Consider the following 16946-nt stretch of genomic DNA (forward strand, 5'->3'; position numbering starts at 1 on the left):
CATTCGCACCCTGCCGCTGTCGACAATGGGGCCTTCGCGTGAAGACGCGTCTCATCATGCTGACGCCTGCTGCCACCTTGCTTCGGCGGCGCCTTCCGCAACCGCGCAGGAGAGCCGGGCATCACCAAGCCCGACGCTCGACATGGCCAGAGGCCCCTCCGAATGGGGCAAGATCCATGCGGTGTTCTCACATCCGCGCTGCGCCGATTGTCGTGTCGCGGACGACCGGCCGCGGTGGTCGGGTGCGCATGACGGCGCCGCATTTGTGCACGCCTTCGACGTCCAGCGCGGAACCGACGGAGCGGGCCTCGGCAATCCGGGCCTGCGCTGCACAATCTGCCATTTCTCCAGTAATTCCAAGGCATTGCCCGGACCAGCCGGTGCCGACGGCCGGCATTTGGCGCCGACCGAGATGGCCTGGTTCGGTAAATCCTCGGCCGAAATCTGCGCCCAGATCAAGGATCCGGCGCGCAATGGCGACCGCAAATTGACCGATGTCGCGCTGCATGTCCGCAACGACAAACCTGTCGCCTGGAGCTGGGCGCCGGGCGCGGATCGTGAGCCGGCTCCGGGTTTGGCCGAAGCGGCCCATCAAGCAATCGAAAACTGGACGGCTGCGGGTTCACCTTGCCCGATGCCGTAATGGTCTTGCAACTTTAAGGCTATATTGCAGTGCAACTTTGATGTAGAAGCGCGCTCGCCGATCACGGCAATTTGAACACGGTCAGGCGCGCACCCATATCGGCGACGCGCCCGCGTCATGAAGGGCGCGGTGCTGGCTGAACCCGCAGTGGAAAAATGACGATGCCTAAAATCAGGTTTCACAAGCTTGCAGCCATTGTTGTGCTTATAGGTTTCGCGGCGTGGATGGCGACAGGCGAATTCTCATCGGTCGGCAGCGTAGCGGCCAACAAGGCCAAGGCGGCCGAGGTCCAGCAGGACAAGGCGCCGGACGCAAGCAAGCCGAAGACGGCGGAAGCCGAACCGAAGGCTCCGTTGCGCACCGTTGCCGTGGTGACGCCGCCGCGCAAGACCTATGCGCGCGCCATCCGCATTTCCGGCCTGACCGAGGCCGACAAGCGCGCGGTTCTGGCAACCCGCGTCGCCGGCGTCATCGACAAGCTGCCGGTCAAGCAAGGCGATCACGTCAAGACAGGCGATCTGGTGCTGATGCTGGCGGCGGAAGAAAAGATCTCGAACGTCGACAACGCCAGGCAGTTGCTGGCGCAGCGCAAGGCCGAGCTCGACGCCGCGGAACGGCTCGCCAGGACCGGCAATCTGCCCAAGCTGCAGCTCGACACCGCCCGCTCCAACCTGACCCAGGCGCAATCCCAGCTGGATACGGCGCAGGCCGAGCTCGACCGCAACGAGGTCAAGGCACCGTTCGACGGCGTCATCGACCGGGTGCCGGTGGAGCTTGGCAGTTCGGTCATGCAGGGCGGCGAGGTGGCCACCATCCTGAAACTCGATCCGGTGATCGCCCGCGGCGAGATCAGCGAGCGCGACCTCGGCTATCTCAAGATCGGCGACAAGGCCAGCGTCCGGCTGGTCAGCGGCCAGACCGTCGAAGGCACCGTGCGCTACATCAGCCGCGACGCGTCGTCGGCGACCCGCACCTTCCGCGTCGAGGTCGCCATACCCAACGCCGACGGCTCGGTGCCGGCCGGCATGACGGCGGAAATCCAGCTCAGCGCGCTGCCGACCGACGCGGTCCTGCTGCCGCGCTCGGTGGTGACACTGGGCGACAAGGGCGATCTGGGCATCCGCGCCGTCGGCGAGGACAACAGGGTTGCGTTCTTCCCGATCGACCTGGTCGACGACACCCCCACCGGCCTCGTGCTTGGCGGCATCCCGGCCGATGCGCGCATCATCGTCGCCGGCCAGGAACTGGTGAAGGAAGGCGATGAGGTCAAGCCGGTCGAGGCCGATCAGGCGACCATCAACAAGCTGATCGGCGAAGCCACCGCAGGGACGCAGTAGCGCAGCGACGCCGGCGCCGGGCTCTGCCCGCGACGTCAGTCCGTTCGCCACTCCTGAAAGCAACAGGCATAAGTCATGGATATCGTCAGACTCGCAATCAACAATGCCCGCCTGACCATCTCGGTCCTGGTCTTCCTGCTGATTGCAGGCTGGGTCGCCTATCAGTCGACGCCGAAGGAAGCGGAACCGGACGTTCCGATTCCGATGATGTATGTCAGCCTGATCTATCAAGGCATCTCGCCGGAGGATTCCGAGCGCCTTCTGCTGCGGCCGATGGAAAGCAAGCTGAAAAGCCTGAAGGGCCTCAAGGAAATGCGCTCGGCCGCCTTCCAGGGCGGCGGCTATGTGCTGGTCGAGTTTCAGCCGCAGACCAATCTGGCGACGGCGCTGCAGGATACACGCTCCAAGGTGCAGGACGGCAAGGCCGATCTGCCGCAGGCGGCCGAGGAGCCTGTCGTCACCGAGGTCAACATTTCCGAATTCCCGGTGCTCGTCGTCACGCTGTCGGGCGAATTGCCCGAACGCGTGCTGGCCGCCGCGGCACGCGAACTGCGTGACCGCATCGAGGAGGTGCCCGGCGTTCTGGAAGGCTCGCTGCAGGGCTCCCGCGACGATCTCGTCGAGGTCGTCATCGATCCGATGAAGCTGTCTTCCTACGGGCTGCAACTCGACCAGCTGATCGGCGCCGTCGGCGCCTCCAACAGCCTGGTCGCCGCCGGCAATATCGAGGGCTCGCAAGGCAAATATGCCGTCAAGGTGCCGTCGCTGATCGAGACGCCGGAGGACGTGGCCGCGCTGCCGGTGGTTGCCGGCCCCAATGCCGTGGTGCAGGCCAAGGACATCGCGACGATCCGCTCGACCTTCGCCGATGCCACGACGATCACGCGCCTCAACGGCAAGCCGGCCATCGCCATCGAGGTCAAGAAGCGCATCGGCGCCAATCTGATCGACACGCTCACCAAGGTGAGGGCGGTGTCCGATGCCTTCGTCAAAACCATGCCCGAGGGCATGCACGTCACCTACACGCAGGACAAGTCGGTCTTCGTCAACCAGCTGCTGGGTGACCTGCAGAACCACGTGATGATCGCCGTCATCCTGGTGTTCATCGTCATCCTCTACGCGCTGTCCGGCCGTGCCTCACTGCTCATCGGCCTCGCCATCCCGTCGTCCTTCCTGATCGGTATCCTGCTTCTGGCGATGATGGGCTACACGATCAACATGATCGTGCTGTTCAGCCTTATCCTGGCGGTCGGCATGCTGGTGGACGACGCCATCATCGTCACCGAATTCGCCGAACGGCGGATGAGCGAAGGCATGCCGAAGCAGGAAGCCTTCGCGCTTGCCGCCAAGCGCATGGCCGGCCCGGTCATCGCGGCGACGATGACGCGTATCGCCGCCTTCTCGCCGCTGCTGTTCTGGCCGGGCATCATCGGCGATTTCATGAAGTACATGCCGATCACGCTGATCGTCACACTGTCGGCGTCGATGCTCTATGCGTTGGTCTTCGCGCCGACGCTTGGCGCGATCTTCGCCAAGGCGCCGGACCATCACGCCGACGACAATCGCGACGGCTGGTACATGGCGGTCGTCAAGCAGGCGGTGCGCTTCCCCATCACGGTGATGGTGCTGACCGTCATGTTGCTGGTGGGCATCTTCGTTGGCTATTCGAAATATGGCGCCGGCGTCGAGTTCTTCCCGAGCGTGGAGCCCGATTACGGCCTGCTCTATGTGCATGCCCGCGGCAACCTCTCGCTGGCCGAAATGGACACGGCGACCAAGATCGCCGAAAACCGGCTGCTCGGCTGGCCGGGCCTGAAGTCCGTCTATACCCGCGTCGGCAAGTCGCAGGGCGGCGGCCAGGATGTGCCCGAGGATGTCGTCGGCGTCATCCAGTACGAATTCATCGACTGGCGAGAACGCAAATCGGCGAACCAGATCCTGAATGACCTGCGCGGCGTCATGGCCGGTATTCCAGGCGTCGACGTCGAGGTCCGCGTGCCGGAGGCCGGCCCGCCGACCGGCAAGCCGATCCAGATCAGGCTTTCGGCGATCGACCCCAAGGGATTGGACGAGAAGGCGCGTGCGGTTGCGGCGCGCATCGCCAAGGTGCCTGGCGTCATCGACGTTTCCGACGGCCTGCCGCCGCCCGGCGTCGACTGGGCACTCGAGGTCGACCGCGCCAAGGCCGCGCAGTATGGCATCAGCCCGACCTCGGTCGGAACGGTGGTGCAGCTCGTCACCAACGGCCTGAAGCTCTCGGAATACCGGCCTGCCGGCGCCGACAAGGCGGTCGACATCCGGCTGCGCTTGCCGGAGGACCGGCGCACGCTGTCGACGCTCGACGAGCTCCGGGTGCAGACCTCGCAGGGGTCGGTGCCGATTTCGAACTTCGTCGTCCGCAAGGCCAAGCCAAGCGTCGGCATCCTCAACCGCATCGACGGTGCCCGTACCGTTGTGGTGCAGGCCAACGTCGCCGCCGGCAAGCAGGTCGCCGCCGTGCAGCAGGAGGTCACCCAGGCCGTCACCGACATGAATCTCGGCAGCGGCATCCGCTGGAAACTGGCCGGCTCGAACGAAGACAGTGCCGAAGCCAGCGCCTTCCTCAGCAAGGCCTTCGGTGCGGCGATCTTCCTGATCTTCCTGGTGCTTTTGGCGCAGTTCAACAAGTTCACCAGCGTCTGGCTGGTGCTCTCCTGCGTGGTCATGGCGACGATCGGCGTGTTCCTGGGACTGCTGATAACAGGCGAGACGTTCGGCATCGTCATGTCGGGCATCGGCGTCATCGCGCTGGCTGGCGTGGTGGTGAACAACAACATCGTGCTGATCGACACCTATGACCGGTTGCGCGAAGAGGGCTGGGACAAGATGGATGCCGTCCTGCAGACCTGCCGCGAGCGCGCGCGGCCGGTGGTGCTGACGGCCGTATCGGCCATCCTCGGCGTGCTGCCGATCGCCTTCGGCCTTGGGCTGGAGATCTTCCATCACGAGACGACGATCAACGCGCCGTCGACGCAATGGTGGATTTCGCTGTCCTCGGCCATCGTTTTCGGCCTGTCCTTCGCCACGGTTCTCACACTGGTGGTGACGCCGTCGATGCTGATGGTGTTCACGCGCGCCAAGGTCAAGCCAGGCGCACGGCGCGGCTTGATCAGCCGGCTGTTCCGGCGCGGCAAGGGCGAGATCTCGTCGGACGCGCCCACGGTGGATGCCGCGGAACCCGCGATCGCCTTTCCAAAAGCCGCCGAGTAGGCACGCTTCCCGATCTGAACGGCAAGGGCCGCCCGGAACAACCGGGCGGCCTTTTGCATTGTTCCTTTGTGTGGGGTGCGAAGCATCGCCCTCGAGTGAACTCAATGCGGGGAATTTCTCATGCCGATCAGCACACTTGTCATCGTCGTCCTGATCCTTGTCCTGATCGGCGCGGTGCCGGCATGGCCGCATTCGCGCTCCTGGGGTTATGGACCCTCCGGCATTGTCGGTGTGGTTCTGGTGGTGGTTCTGGTGTTGCTTCTGATGGGGCGGCTCTGAGCAGCCTTTTCGGCTCGGGGCAGGCATGGCCCGGCGCGTGACTCAGGCGGCTTTCATGCCCTTCCCAGTGGCGATGCCGATGTCCTCGAGGGATCGGGCGACTGCCTGATCGAGCGGCGTGTGCGGGATCTCGCCGATGATGCCCTCCAGCCGCGTCGAGGCCAGACGGTGCGGCTCGAAGCGCAGATACGACATCGAGACGATCTCGCGCCACATCGCCACGAACGGGCTGCCGGCGCGCAGCACCCACCAAGGCATCGAGGTCATCTTGAGCGGTCGGCCAAGCGCCTTCTCGGCGGCGGCCTTGATCTCAACATCGGTGACGGCATGGCCTGGAAAGTTCAGCGCTTCATAGGAGCCAAGCTTGTCGAGATTCCTGGCCAGGGCGACGAAGCCCTCGGCGAAGTCCGGCAGATACGCCCATTCATGCACGAGGTCGGCCGGACCGGGCGCGGTGTAGACGCCCTTGCCGATCTTGGCGGCGACGACCAGGTCGAACCAGGAGCCGCTCCCGGTGCCGCCGAAGAAATCGCCGGCGCGCAGCAGAATGGTGCGGACGCGCTCGGCATCGGCCTCGCGGCGGAACAGCTCCTCCATGGCGCAGCGGATGCGGCCCTTCTCGGTCGTCGGGTGGAACGGCGTGTTTTCCGTGATGACCGCCGGCATAGGCGAGCCGTAATTGTAGACGGTGCCGGGGAACAGATGCAGCGCGTTGTTGGCATGGCAGGCGGCCATGACGTTTTCGGCCATCGGCAGGCATTTGCCCCAATCGGTATAGATCGGGTTGAGGCCGTTGAAGATGATATCCACGCCCTCGGCGGCACGGATCAGCGATTGACGGTCCAGCGCATCGCCGGCAACCGCCGTGGCGCCTGCCAGTTCGGCCGGCACCTTGCCGGTGCGGGTGACGGTGCGGACGTCGAAGCCGGCGTCGATGAAGGCCTTGGCAACCACGCGGCCGAGCCGGCCATTGGCGCCGAGAATTGCGATCTTGGTCATTGTTCGGCTCCTTATTTAATTTGAAGCGACGGGGGTTTGGGGCGGCGGGACGAGCCCGCCGCTTCTGGATCTTCCGCGGACCGCCGTTCAGCGGCTGCCGAAGAGGTCACGGTTGCTGCCCTGCGGCTTCTGATAGGTGATCTCGGATTTCTCGATCGACGCGGTGGTCGTGGTGTCGGTGCCGGCGACGACCGGCTGGCTGGCATCGTTCGAGCCGAACTTGTCGCTACCGGCGAAAGCGGTGCTGGCGGTGATGAGGAGGGCGGCGGCGGTGACAGCGATCTTGGTCATTCTGAACTCTCCTGGTTCGTGGTTGCAGTCCGTATCGGGTGTTTGCAGGGCGAATATGATTGCTGCATCGATGAATTGAAATTGACCATGAATGCAGTTCTGATATTCATTTTTGAATGAATGACATCGACTGGAACCTGATCAAGAGCTTCGTCACGGTCGCCGAAACCGGCAGCCTGTCGGCCGCCGCGCGCAAACTGTCGGCCAGCCAGCCGACGCTTGGCCGCCACATCGGGGAATTGGAACAGGCGCTCGGTGTCACCCTGTTCAGGCGCGGGCGTAGCGGCTATGCGCTGACGGAAGCCGGCGCCACGCTTTTCGAACGGGGCAAGGCGGTCAGCGAGCAGGCGAGTGCTTTTTCACGTCTTGCGATGGGCGCGGTCGAGGCAATCGAAGGCACCGTGCGCATCGCCGCCAGCGAAGTGGTGGCGGCATATGTGCTGCCCCGCATGACCGCACGGCTCGGCATCGAGGAACCCGGCATCGAGGTCGAGATCGTTGCCTCGAACCAGGTCGAGAACCTGCTGCGGCGGGACGCCGACATCGCCATCCGCATGGTCAAGCCGGCGCAGAACGAACTGGTGGCGCGCAAGGTCTGCGACATCCCACTTTGCGCCTGCGCTGCCATTTCCTATCTCGACCGGCGCGGCCGCCCGCTCGGGCCAGCCGACCTTAGCGATCATCCCTTGATCGGCTTCGACCGCAGCGACGAGATGATCCGCGGCTTTACGCAATTCGCCCTCCCGGTCACCCGGAGCAGTTTCCGCTTCAGGGCCGACAACCAGATGGTCCTGTGGGAGGCGGTGCGGGCGGGAAACGGCATTGGCCTCGGCCAGGAGCCGCTGGCCGATCGCGACCCGCTGGTGGAGAAGGTGCTGCCCGGCCTGCCGCTGCCAAGCCTGCCGGTATGGCTGGCGATGCATCGCGATGTGCGCAGCAGCGTGCGCATCCGCCGCGTGGCGGATTTTCTCCACGAGGAGTTGAAGCGCTATTCGGCGGGCACGGGGGCGAATTCGGCGCGGTGAGCGAGGCCCGCCATCAGCAAGACGACGATCAGCAGCACCGACATGGCGATGAAGATCGGTCCGAAGCTGGAATGCTCGGCGACGAAGCCGATCGCCGACGGCGCCACCAGAATGCCGGAATAGCCCATGGTGGTGACGACGCTCATGCCGGTGCCCGATGACATGCCTTCCTGGTTGCCGCCGGCCGAGAAGATGATCGGCACCATATTGGCGATGCCAAAACCGCAAAGGGCAAAGGCGGCGATGGCGAGCCAGGGCGAGGGCGACAGGCCGGCGACCAGCATGCCGGCGGCGGCGACGACAGCCGAGCCGCGCAGCGTCATCACCGCGCCAAAACGGTTGCGCACGCCATCGCCGAAGAAGCGCATGATCGCCATGACGCCGGAGAAGGCGGCATAGGCAAGACCGGCGACGGCAAGGTCGGCGCCGAGTTCCTGTCGCAGATACAGCGCTGCCCAATCGAGCACCGCGCCCTCGGAGATCATCGTCAGCAGAGCCATCAGGCCGATCAGGTAGACCAGCGGGTTTGCCGGCAGCGTGAATTTGTGATGCTCGGCCGCCTGTGGCCTGTCCTCGGCGACGAGATAGCCGACCGCCATCGCGATCGCAGCGAAGGCGAGCACGGTCACGACCGCGGCATGGGCGAGGTGGCCATAGTGCTGGATGGCAAAGCCGCCGAGGCCGCCGCCAGCGAAACCACCGAGGCTCCAGAAGCCGTGCGAGGAGGACATGATGGCGCGGGACATCTTTCGTTCCACCACCACTGCATTGGCGTTCATGGCGACATCCATGCCGCCGATCGAGCCGCCGAAAATGAACATGGCGATGGCCGCCAGCGGCACGTTGGGCGCCAGCGCCACGACCAGGAGGCCGAGGCTGCCGCAGAGACCGAACCAGCGCAGCACGGTGCGCGATCCATGTTTCGAGATCAGGTGGCCGCACCAGGTCATGGCGGTGACCGCGCCGGCGCCGAACAAAAGGATCAGCAGGCCAAGGGTGAATTTCGAAATGTCGAGCCGGGTCAGGAACACCGGAATCTGCGGCGCCCAGCTGCCGGTCAGAAAGCCATTGGCGAGGAAAATTGCCGCCACGGCCCATCGCCCGCGAATGGCAGTCTGCATGGCGTTCGACACGTTCATAGGCGAATCCGGTCAAAAAATGGCTTTGCGCGGCAAATTAGATCGATTCAATTTTCAGTCAAGCGCCGGTTTCAGGAAGCCTTTGGACCAAAGGCTGAAATAGAACCACCATCGTTCTGGCGAACTTCCCTACGTCGGAAATTGGCGAAAAAGCCTCTCCCTTCGTCATCCACGGGCGGAGCAAGGCGCGCAGCAACGTCGCGGAAACCCTGGGATGGCGAAGTCGGAGAGCCTCGCCCATCGCAGATACCATAGCCGGAGGCCGCTCGCCTTATAAGGTTCAGTGATCTTTCGGCCGGCTTGCCTCGAATTCAGCCTTCTTGGCGTCCGACGCTTCGGTCTGGTTGAGAGCCTGCCACTCGGCATAGGGCATGCCGTAGACGATCTCGCGCGACTGATCCTTGGAGAGATCGACACCCACGGCAGTGGCCGCCTCGCGATACCAGTTCGACAGGCAGTTGCGACAGAAGCCGGCGAGGTTCATCAGGTCGATGTTCTGGACGTCGCTGCGCTCCCTGAGGTGCTCGACCAACCGGCGAAAGGCGGCGGCTTCGAAATCGCGCTTCTGCTCGTCGCTCAGTTTGGTCATCGAAACCTCCGTCACAGCGGCCCGGTGCGCGAGCCGAATATTTTTACCGCATGTATATCGGGACGGCGGTCTATCGCGTCAACGATTGGCGCCAGGCGCTCGGCCCAGGCAAGCGCGCCTTTCTGGTCCGCTATCAGGTCCTGTCGGATCTCGATCAGTGCGTGGGCATAGCCGTTGACGATGGCATGCCTGAACATGGTGTCGCCACGCAGCGCGCCGTCATAGGGTTCGTTGTCGCCGACGATCAGGTTCTCGTCCTGCGCCAGCATATCGATCAGCGGCCGCGCCACCCGGTCATCCAGATCCCACAGGATGCCGACATGCCAGGGGCGTTGCCTGCCCTGCATCACCGGCGTGAAGGAATGCACGGAGAAGATGAAGGGCGCCCGGCCGGACGCCTGCGCGACCGAGGCGATCACCGCGCCGACGGCGTCGTGATAGGGCCGGTAGAAGCGGTCTAGCCGCCTTTCGCGCTCTTCCGGCGCGATCGGATAGTTTCCCGGTACCACCGTGCCGTCATAGAGCTGGCGGATGAGTGTCGGATCGTCCTCGCCGCGATTGGGATCGATCAGGAGCCGCGAAAAATTGGCGATGACCGCCGGCACGTCGAGCAGGCCGGCAAGCTCGCGCGTCACCGCTTCGACGCCAATGTCATAGGCGATGTGTCGATCGAACTCCGCCGCGGGCAGGCCGAGGCTGCCATAGTCGTCGGGCAGGTCGCGGCGGGCATGATCGGCCAGAAGCACGATGCCCCGCTTGCGGTCGCCCTCGACAATGTCGAAAGGCGCGAAAACTGTGGATCGGGTCATTGGCGGGAAATGGTCTGTTCGCTGGCTTCCGGGGAGGGTGCTATCGTCATTCCACGAAGACGACGCGTGCGCAATGCCGTTGTTTGGCCAAGGTTTATCGGGAAATCTGGCAAAGGGCGACGGATAGCGCGCCGGGAGCCTTCCTAAATCGATTGGAATTGATCAAAACGGCGCGTTGACATGCGCCCGGACTTTTCCGAAAAGGGGCGCAGAGAGATGCTGATGTGGTTCTTGAGGGGTTTTCGGATGGGTTCCGCCGGCAGGCAGCGCATGCGCTCTGCCTTTGCCATGCCGCTCCTGACCGTGGCCGTTGGCCTGTCGGCGGTAGTCATGGCCTCGCCGGCGCGTGCCGATTTCCGCGTCTGCAACGCCACGCAGAACCTGGTCGGCGTCGGCATCGGCTATCGTGCCAAGGCCGGCTGGATCACCGAAGGCTGGTGGCACATCGAAGGATCGAGCTGCAAGACGTTGATCGAAGGGCCGCTGTCATCAAGGTTTTACTATCTTTATGCAGAAGACGCCGAGCGCGGTGGACGCTGGGACGGCCCGATCAACATGTGCGTGGCTGAAAAAGAGTTCAAGATCGCCGGCGTAAACGACTGCGTCGCCCGGGGCTTCCAGCGCGCCGGATTCCAGGAATATGACACGGGCGAACAGGCGAGCTGGATGGTCCAGCTGACCGATGAACCCGCAACGGGAGGCGCACCAGCCGCCCCGGGAACCAATAGTCAATGAGACGCAGCCGCAAGGTCAAGATCCTAGCCACAATCGGTCCGGCATCCTCCTCCGAGGAGATGCTGCAGAAATTGTTCGAAGCGGGCGCCGACGTGTTCCGCATCAATATGAGCCATACCGACCACGAACTGATGCGCACGCTGGTCGGCCGTATTCGCGCCGTCGAGGAAAAGGTCGGCCGGCCGATCGGTATCCTCGCCGACCTGCAAGGGCCCAAGCTGCGCGTCGGCAAGTTCGCCAATGGCAAGGAAGTTCTGACGCCAGGCCAGACCTTCACGCTCGACGACAATCCCGAGCCCGGCACCTCGACCAGGGTCTATCTGCCGCATCCGGAGATCCTGAGCTCGGTCGAGCCCGGTCACCGTCTTTTGATCGACGACGGCAAGCTCGAGCTGAAGGCGGTGAAGAGTGACGGCAAGTCGATCGTCTGCACGGTCGTCGCCGGCACCACGATTTCCGACAAGAAGGGCGTCAGCCTGCCCGATACCGACCTGCCGGTCGGCGCGCTGACCGAGAAGGACCGCAAGGATCTCGACGCGGTGCTCGCCACGGGCGTCGACTGGATCGCGCTGTCCTTCGTGCAGCGGCCCGAGGATCTGGCCGAAGCGCGCAAGATCGCGCGTGGCCGCGCGCTGATCATGGCCAAGATCGAAAAGCCGCAGGCCGTCGCCCGGCTGGCCGAGATCATCGAACTGTCCGACGCGCTGATGGTCGCCCGCGGCGATCTCGGCGTCGAGATGCCGCTGGAAGCCGTTCCCGGCATCCAGAAGCAGATCACGCGCGCGGCGCGCCGCGCCGGCAAGCCGGTGGTGGTCGCCACGCAGATGCTGGAATCGATGATCACCGCACCGGTGCCGACCCGCGCCGAAGTCTCCGACGTTTCGATCGCCGTGTTCGAGGGCGCCGACGCCATCATGCTGTCGGCGGAATCGGCGGCGGGTGCCTATCCCGTCGAAGCGGTGGCGATGATGAACCGCATCGCCACCAAGGTCGAAACGGACCCGACCTATGCCGGCATCATCAACGCCCAGCGCTCCGAACCGGAAGCGACCGGCGCCGACGCCATCTCGCTGGCTGCCCGCGAGATCGCCGAGACGCTGAAACTGTCGGCGATCATCACGTACACGGCGTCCGGCACCACCGGGCTGCGCGCCGCGCGCGAACGGCCGCAAGTGCCGATCATCGCGCTGTCGCCGATCCTCAACACCGCGCGGCGCCTGTCGCTGCTGTGGGGCACGCACTGCGTCGTCTCGCCCGATGCCACCGATCTCGACGACATGGTCAACCGCGCCTGCCGCATTGCGCTGGAAGAAGAGTTCGGCAAGCCGGGCGACCGCGTCATCATCACGGCCGGCGTGCCGCTGAGGACGCCCGGCTCGACCAATATGCTGCGCATCGCCTATGTCGGCTCCGAAGCGCAGGGCGGCCGCAGCAGCTGATTTCGCGGCTGAAGCGTGTCGCGCGGTTTCGTGCGGCTCGCTGTGACTGGAATGCAGCAAAGGCGCGGGGCAATGATCCCCGCCTTGATCTAGCCTCCGGCCGTCGCGATTCCGAGCGCTCTTGCAGCGGCTTGCGCGTGGTCCATGCGCTGAAGAAACCGACGTGCTCGCGAAACTGTGTCATATAGGTACTGATCCGGGCCCAGCATCTTTCGCTGATTTAACTCGGCCGTGTCGAGCAGGTCGAAATCGACTTTCTCGATCAGGCAGTGCCAACCGGTACTGTGAGAGGACCAGCCCCTGCGATGGTGCTCCAGGAGGCGCTGGCGGCTGGAGTAGCCGTGGTAGTCGAAAGCGATGATGCCGTTCGTCACATAGATATGGTTTCCCGAAAAGCCCTCGGCCGGGATGATCCGCTCCGCATGAAATCCTGCAAGCGGGGGATGCTCGAGGAAAGTGCCTGCAAGAATGTGGCATGCGCCGTAGCCGAAGAAGATGCGATCCGGCAGCGCCCATCGCTTTTCCGGGTTTTTCTTGATGCCGTGCTTGAGGACATACATCTCAGCTCGGCGCGAGTTCGGTTTGGGGCTCCTTGATGTCGGCGCACTTGCCCACACCATAGGTATCGCCTGCGATCCGCGCCTCGACCGTTCTGGCTATCGCTTGCAGATCGGTATCCTTGCCGGCTGCCTTCTCGATGGCGCCGACGACGAGGTCCGAGGCGATCCAGTCCGGCTTGTGGCCGAGATTGTGCACCCAGACGAGCTCGGCACCCGGGATGTCGCGCACCAGGCCGACGGAATGGATATGGGCATAGACGACCTTGTCGCGGTCGCCTGAAATGACCACGGTCGGCGCGCGTATCTCTTTGTAGCGCGGCGCGGCGCCAAGCGTATAGCGATAGAGGCCGGCGACGTCGGTGGCGTTGGCGCGAAAGGCCGACGGCCGCAACACCAGCGGGATCGCGGCCGTGCCGAGATAGTCGTCCGGCACCTTGTTGGGCGAGAATACGCAGGTCGTCGAATCGGCCATCTGAAACGTGCCGGCGAGGTAGGTGAGTGTTTCGGAGAAGAGCCTGCCGATTACCGGAACGGTGGTCAGGTCGTAATACCAGGATGTCGCGCCGCCCGGCCAGGGATGGGTCGCCGGCGCCAGGAAGACGAGACCGAGCGTCCTGTCGGCATGCTCGCGGCCGAAAGCCGCCGTCACCACGCCGCCGAAGGAATGGCCGACGATGATTGCCTTCCTAATGCCGAGGCGGTCCATCAGGGCGGCGAGGGTATTGGCCTGCGCCGACGGATCCTCATTGTTCCCAGGCCCGCGTCCCGACCAGCCGTGACCTGGCCGGTCGAAGAACAGCATTTCGGCGCGCCCCTCGAGCAGCGGCCTGAGCGGCAGCATCTGATCGCCGAGATTGGCGCTGGCGCCATGGATGAAGACGATCGGCGGCAGCTCCGCATTGGCGGGTGCGGGAATGTGGACATAGTGGATGCGGGCGCCGCCTATGGAAGCGAATTCGCCAATGGCCGGATCACGGCGTTCGATCAGCCACGAGCCGACGCGGGTAACGCCGATCAGGACGAAGATGAGTGCAAAGAGGAAGGCGAACGCGGCGTAGATCAGGTTCATGCGAGTATATACGGGCTGGGACGGAATAAGTTTGGGTGGGGAATAGACAGTAGACAGAACGATTGCGTTCTCCAATCGTTACCTGCTGCCTAGTCCTACCCGCGTGCACTAAATTCCTTCGCCGGCGAGCTCTTCCGAAAGCGTCGCGACCTGGTCCTGGGCGCTGCGCATCATCGGATAGATAGCGAGCACCTTCTGCCAGGCTTCGAGGGCCGACTGCTTGTGGCCGGTCAGCGCCATGATCTGCGCCAGGCCCGACAGCGCGCCGAAATGGCGCGGCTCGAGTTGCAGCGTGTGGTCGATGTCGGCCATCGACTTGCCGTAGTTCTTCATCATGAAATGCACCGTCGCGCGCCGGTTCCAGCCTTCGGCATAGGTCGGCTGCAAGGTCACCACCTGGTCGAGAAAATCGAGCGCGACGTCGAATTTCTGGTTGTCCATCGCTTTTTGCGACCACAGCATCATCAGGTCGATCGAGGCGCTGCCGGACTGGAACCATTCGCCCCAGATGTTGCCGGCGATGCGTTCGGCCGCCTTTTCGTTGCGTTCGCGCTTGAGGTCGGAAAACAGCTTGTCGAGCCGGGCCTGTTTCGTCATCGGCGCGGCCGGAGCGTCAGGGGTGGCCGGCGCTGCCGGCTGATCGTCCGCGGCCGTGGCCGGCACGCTTATGGCGCCGGAAACAAGCAGGGCTGTCAAAAATGCAAAAAGAATCCGCATCGCCCGATCCTAGTCCCGGGCGGCGGAACAGCAAAGTGATTTTAGCGTGAGAAGGCCGGCAGGCCGACAAGCACCAAGGGGCGGAGGCGAAAAGCCTCCGGCCGAAAGCTCAGCCCTGGCGCGCCTTGTAGCGCGGGGCGGTCTTGTTGATGATGTAAACGCGGCCCTTGCGGCGAACCAGCTGGTTGTCGCGGTGACGCGCCTTCAGCGCCTTGAGCGAATTCTTGATCTTCATGGTCTTGCCTGTCGGTGTGGACCCGGTTCCGGGTCGAAATTTTAAGGCGCGCCAGAAGACGCGCCTTTTCAACGGTGGGTGGCTCATAAACGAGGAGCCTTGCCCATGTCAACCGCAAGCATGCTCCACACCTCCATATCGTCAAATATCCGCCATGTCGGGCCTTGCGGCATTGCGCGGCCACGAGCGGGCTGGGATGATGCGGCGCATTTCAAGTGATTTGGGGACGATGATGCGCCGAATATTGTTGTCCGCCTGCCTTATCGTCCTGGCGGGAACGTCGATCGTGCGCGCACAGGAATGCGACCGCTCCGACGACAGCCAGCAGATGATGAACATCTGCGCCGGCGAGGACTACCAGGCCGCCGACGCCAGGCTCAATGCGGCCTATCAGGACCTGATTGGCTCGGATGATGCGGACGGCAAAAGATTGCTGCAGGCGGCGCAACGCGCCTGGATCGCCTTCCGCGACGCCGAGTGCGCGCGCAGCACAGCCGCCAGCGTGGGCGGTTCCATCCACGCGATGGAAGTTTCGCAGTGCCTGACCAGGCTGACCAATGACCGCATCAAACAGCTTGCGGCCTCGGCCAATTGCGAGGAAGGCGATGCGAGCTGCGCCAGCCCCAACGAGGGCGACGCGGTGCAATAGGTCCGGTTCCGGCTATTAGGCGCGGCGGCTGATGCGGGTGAAATGGCCCATCTTGCGGCCGGGCCGTGCCTCGGCCTTGCCATAGAGATGCAGCATCAGATCAGGCTCGGCGAGCAGGGTCGGCACGCGCAGCACGTCATCGCCGATCAGGTTCTCCATCACGCAATCGGAATGCCGGCCTGGGCTGCCGAGCGCAAGACCGGCCACGGCGCGGATGTGCTGCTCGAACTGCGAAACGATGCAGGCCGCCTCGGTCCAATGGCCTGAATTGTGGACGCGCGGCGCAATCTCATTGACCAGCAGCGAGCCGTCGGCCAGCACGAAGAACTCGACACCGATGACGCCGACATAATCGAGCGCCGAGAGGATTGTCGCCGCGGCCGTTCGCGCCGCTTCAGCCGTTTCAACTTTGACGCCGGCCGGCAGCGTCGAAGTGTGGAGAATGCCGTTGCGGTGGACATTCGCGGCCGGGTCGTAGGCAGCCACGGCGCCATCCAGGCCACGCGCCGCGATCACCGAGATCTCGCGCTCGAAGGGCACGAAGCTTTCCAGGATCAGCGGCACATTGCCCATCGCCTCGCAGGTGCCGGCGAAGCCGCCCGCTTCCATGTTGCGGAAGACGCGCTGGCCCTTGCCGTCATAGCCCATGCGCCGCGTTTTCAGGATGCCGCTGCCGCCGAACGTTTTCAGCGCCGCCGTCAGTTCCTCGTCGGTATCGACCGGACGAAACTCGGCGGTGGCAATGCCGATGCCGTTCAGGAATGTCTTTTCGCTCAGTCGGTCCTGCGCCACATCGAGCGCGCGCGCCGGCGGATAGACGGCAACCTTGGCCGCAAGCGCTTCTGCCGCCGTGACCGGAACGTTCTCGAACTCGTAGGTGACGATGGCACTTGCCGCCGCCAGCTCGGCAAGGGCGGCCGGGTCGTCATAGGCTGATGTAATCTGCCCGTTGGCGACCTGGGCGGCCGGACAATCCGGCTGCGGCTCCAGCACGATGGTGCGGTAACCGAGGCGGGCTGCGGCCATTGCCAGCATGCGGCCGAGCTGGCCGCCGCCAATGATGCCGATGGTCGATCCGGCGGGCAGGCTCACGGCGTGTCCGTCGGTTCGCCGGCGACCTTGGCGGTCTGCGAGGCGCGCCAGGCATCGAGGCGCTGGGCAAGCTTGTCGTCGTTCAGCGCC

The 16946-nt window shown here is 64.3% G+C and carries 18 protein-coding genes and 1 pseudogene; 8 read left to right on the forward strand and 11 right to left on the reverse strand.

Annotated elements, in window-relative coordinates:
* The 4 genes from C1D09_RS08420 to C1D09_RS08435 form a co-directional block, all read left to right on the forward strand.
* Nucleotides 1–643, forward strand: a 643-nt coding sequence (locus C1D09_RS08420) for a hypothetical protein (RefSeq protein ID WP_342780215.1), incomplete at its 5' end; no start/stop codon positions are given.
* A gap of 161 nt (nucleotides 644–804) precedes the next feature.
* Nucleotides 805–1980 (forward strand): efflux RND transporter periplasmic adaptor subunit, encoded by a 1176-nt coding sequence (locus C1D09_RS08425; RefSeq protein WP_143973842.1) that lies wholly within the window; start codon nucleotides 805–807, stop codon nucleotides 1978–1980.
* 75 nt (nucleotides 1981–2055) lie between these two features.
* Nucleotides 2056–5229 carry an efflux RND transporter permease subunit gene (locus C1D09_RS08430; RefSeq protein ID WP_143973843.1) on the forward strand — a complete coding sequence of 1058 codons (3174 nt, stop codon included), beginning with the start codon at nucleotides 2056–2058 and terminating at the stop codon, nucleotides 5227–5229.
* Between the two features lie 120 nt (nucleotides 5230–5349).
* Entirely contained in the window at nucleotides 5350–5508 is a 159-nt protein-coding gene (locus C1D09_RS08435) for a DUF3309 family protein (protein ID WP_096451130.1), read from the forward strand.
* Nucleotides 5509–5550: 42 nt separating this feature from the next.
* Here C1D09_RS08435 and C1D09_RS08440 read toward each other — a convergent pair whose 3' ends face one another.
* Together C1D09_RS08440 and C1D09_RS08445 are read right to left on the reverse strand one after the other, a co-directional pair.
* Nucleotides 5551–6507: an SDR family oxidoreductase gene (locus C1D09_RS08440; RefSeq protein WP_143973844.1), complete on the reverse strand. Its 957-nt coding sequence runs from the start codon at nucleotides 6505–6507 to the stop codon at nucleotides 5551–5553.
* An 87-nt stretch (nucleotides 6508–6594) separates the two neighbouring features.
* Nucleotides 6595–6798 carry a DUF680 domain-containing protein gene (locus tag C1D09_RS08445; RefSeq protein ID WP_143973845.1) on the reverse strand — a complete coding sequence of 68 codons (204 nt, stop codon included), beginning with the start codon at nucleotides 6796–6798 and terminating at the stop codon, nucleotides 6595–6597.
* A gap of 116 nt (nucleotides 6799–6914) precedes the next feature.
* Between C1D09_RS08445 and C1D09_RS08450 the strand changes: the two genes are divergently transcribed.
* Entirely contained in the window at nucleotides 6915–7823 is a 909-nt protein-coding gene (locus C1D09_RS08450) for a LysR family transcriptional regulator (protein WP_143973846.1), read from the forward strand.
* Here the strand turns inward: C1D09_RS08450 and C1D09_RS08455 are convergent.
* The 3 genes from C1D09_RS08455 to C1D09_RS08465 form a co-directional block, all read right to left on the reverse strand.
* On the reverse strand, nucleotides 7787–8962 hold the full coding sequence (locus tag C1D09_RS08455; protein WP_143973847.1) for an MFS transporter: 1176 nt from the start codon (nucleotides 8960–8962) through the stop codon (nucleotides 7787–7789). The two genes, C1D09_RS08450 and C1D09_RS08455, sit on opposite strands and share 37 nt — an antisense overlap.
* Nucleotides 8963–9242: 280 nt before the next feature.
* Nucleotides 9243–9551: a DUF1244 domain-containing protein gene (locus tag C1D09_RS08460; RefSeq protein ID WP_143973848.1), complete on the reverse strand. Its 309-nt coding sequence runs from the start codon at nucleotides 9549–9551 to the stop codon at nucleotides 9243–9245.
* Nucleotides 9552–9562: 11 nt separating this feature from the next.
* Nucleotides 9563–10360, reverse strand: coding sequence for an N-formylglutamate amidohydrolase (locus tag C1D09_RS08465; protein WP_143973849.1), 798 nt, complete (start codon nucleotides 10358–10360; stop codon nucleotides 9563–9565).
* Between the two features lie 246 nt (nucleotides 10361–10606).
* Between C1D09_RS08465 and C1D09_RS08470 the strand changes: the two genes are divergently transcribed.
* Both C1D09_RS08470 and pyk read left to right on the forward strand, forming a co-directional pair.
* Entirely contained in the window at nucleotides 10607–11095 is a 489-nt protein-coding gene (locus C1D09_RS08470; protein WP_143973856.1) for a DUF1036 domain-containing protein, read from the forward strand.
* Nucleotides 11092–12534, forward strand: a complete 1443-nt coding sequence (gene pyk, locus C1D09_RS08475) for a pyruvate kinase (RefSeq protein WP_143973850.1) — start codon at nucleotides 11092–11094, stop codon at nucleotides 12532–12534. The genes C1D09_RS08470 and pyk overlap by 4 nt, the downstream gene beginning before the upstream one ends.
* A gap of 89 nt (nucleotides 12535–12623) precedes the next feature.
* Here pyk and C1D09_RS08480 read toward each other — a convergent pair whose 3' ends face one another.
* The 4 genes from C1D09_RS08480 to ykgO form a co-directional block, all read right to left on the reverse strand.
* Nucleotides 12624–13094: a hypothetical protein gene (locus C1D09_RS08480; RefSeq protein WP_143973851.1), complete on the reverse strand. Its 471-nt coding sequence runs from the start codon at nucleotides 13092–13094 to the stop codon at nucleotides 12624–12626.
* A 1-nt stretch (nucleotide 13095) separates the two neighbouring features.
* Nucleotides 13096–14163: an alpha/beta fold hydrolase gene (locus C1D09_RS08485; protein WP_143973852.1), complete on the reverse strand. Its 1068-nt coding sequence runs from the start codon at nucleotides 14161–14163 to the stop codon at nucleotides 13096–13098.
* Nucleotides 14164–14271: 108 nt separating this feature from the next.
* A complete protein-coding gene (locus tag C1D09_RS08490; RefSeq protein WP_143973853.1) occupies nucleotides 14272–14880 on the reverse strand; it encodes a tetratricopeptide repeat protein in 609 nt (202 codons plus the stop codon).
* A 109-nt stretch (nucleotides 14881–14989) separates the two neighbouring features.
* The gene (gene ykgO, locus C1D09_RS08495; RefSeq protein WP_006327841.1) at nucleotides 14990–15115 is read right to left on the reverse strand and encodes a type B 50S ribosomal protein L36; all 126 of its coding nucleotides are present in this window, start codon (nucleotides 15113–15115) and stop codon (nucleotides 14990–14992) included.
* A 232-nt stretch (nucleotides 15116–15347) separates the two neighbouring features.
* On the opposite strand from ykgO, the gene C1D09_RS08500 reads away from it, so the two are divergent.
* Nucleotides 15348–15764, forward strand: coding sequence for a lysozyme inhibitor LprI family protein (locus C1D09_RS08500; protein WP_143973854.1), 417 nt, complete (start codon nucleotides 15348–15350; stop codon nucleotides 15762–15764).
* 15 nt (nucleotides 15765–15779) lie between these two features.
* On the opposite strand, the gene C1D09_RS08505 is transcribed toward C1D09_RS08500, so the two are convergent.
* On the reverse strand, nucleotides 15780–16856 hold the full coding sequence (locus C1D09_RS08505) for a 5-(carboxyamino)imidazole ribonucleotide synthase (RefSeq protein WP_143973855.1): 1077 nt from the start codon (nucleotides 16854–16856) through the stop codon (nucleotides 15780–15782).
* Nucleotides 16853–16946, reverse strand: a pseudogene (gene purE / locus C1D09_RS34205) (5-(carboxyamino)imidazole ribonucleotide mutase); the annotation flags it as partial. The gene C1D09_RS08505 and the pseudogene purE, both read right to left, overlap by 4 nt.

The organism is Mesorhizobium intechi, from assembly GCF_002879535.1.
GTDB lineage: Bacteria > Pseudomonadota > Alphaproteobacteria > Rhizobiales > Rhizobiaceae > Mesorhizobium > Mesorhizobium intechi.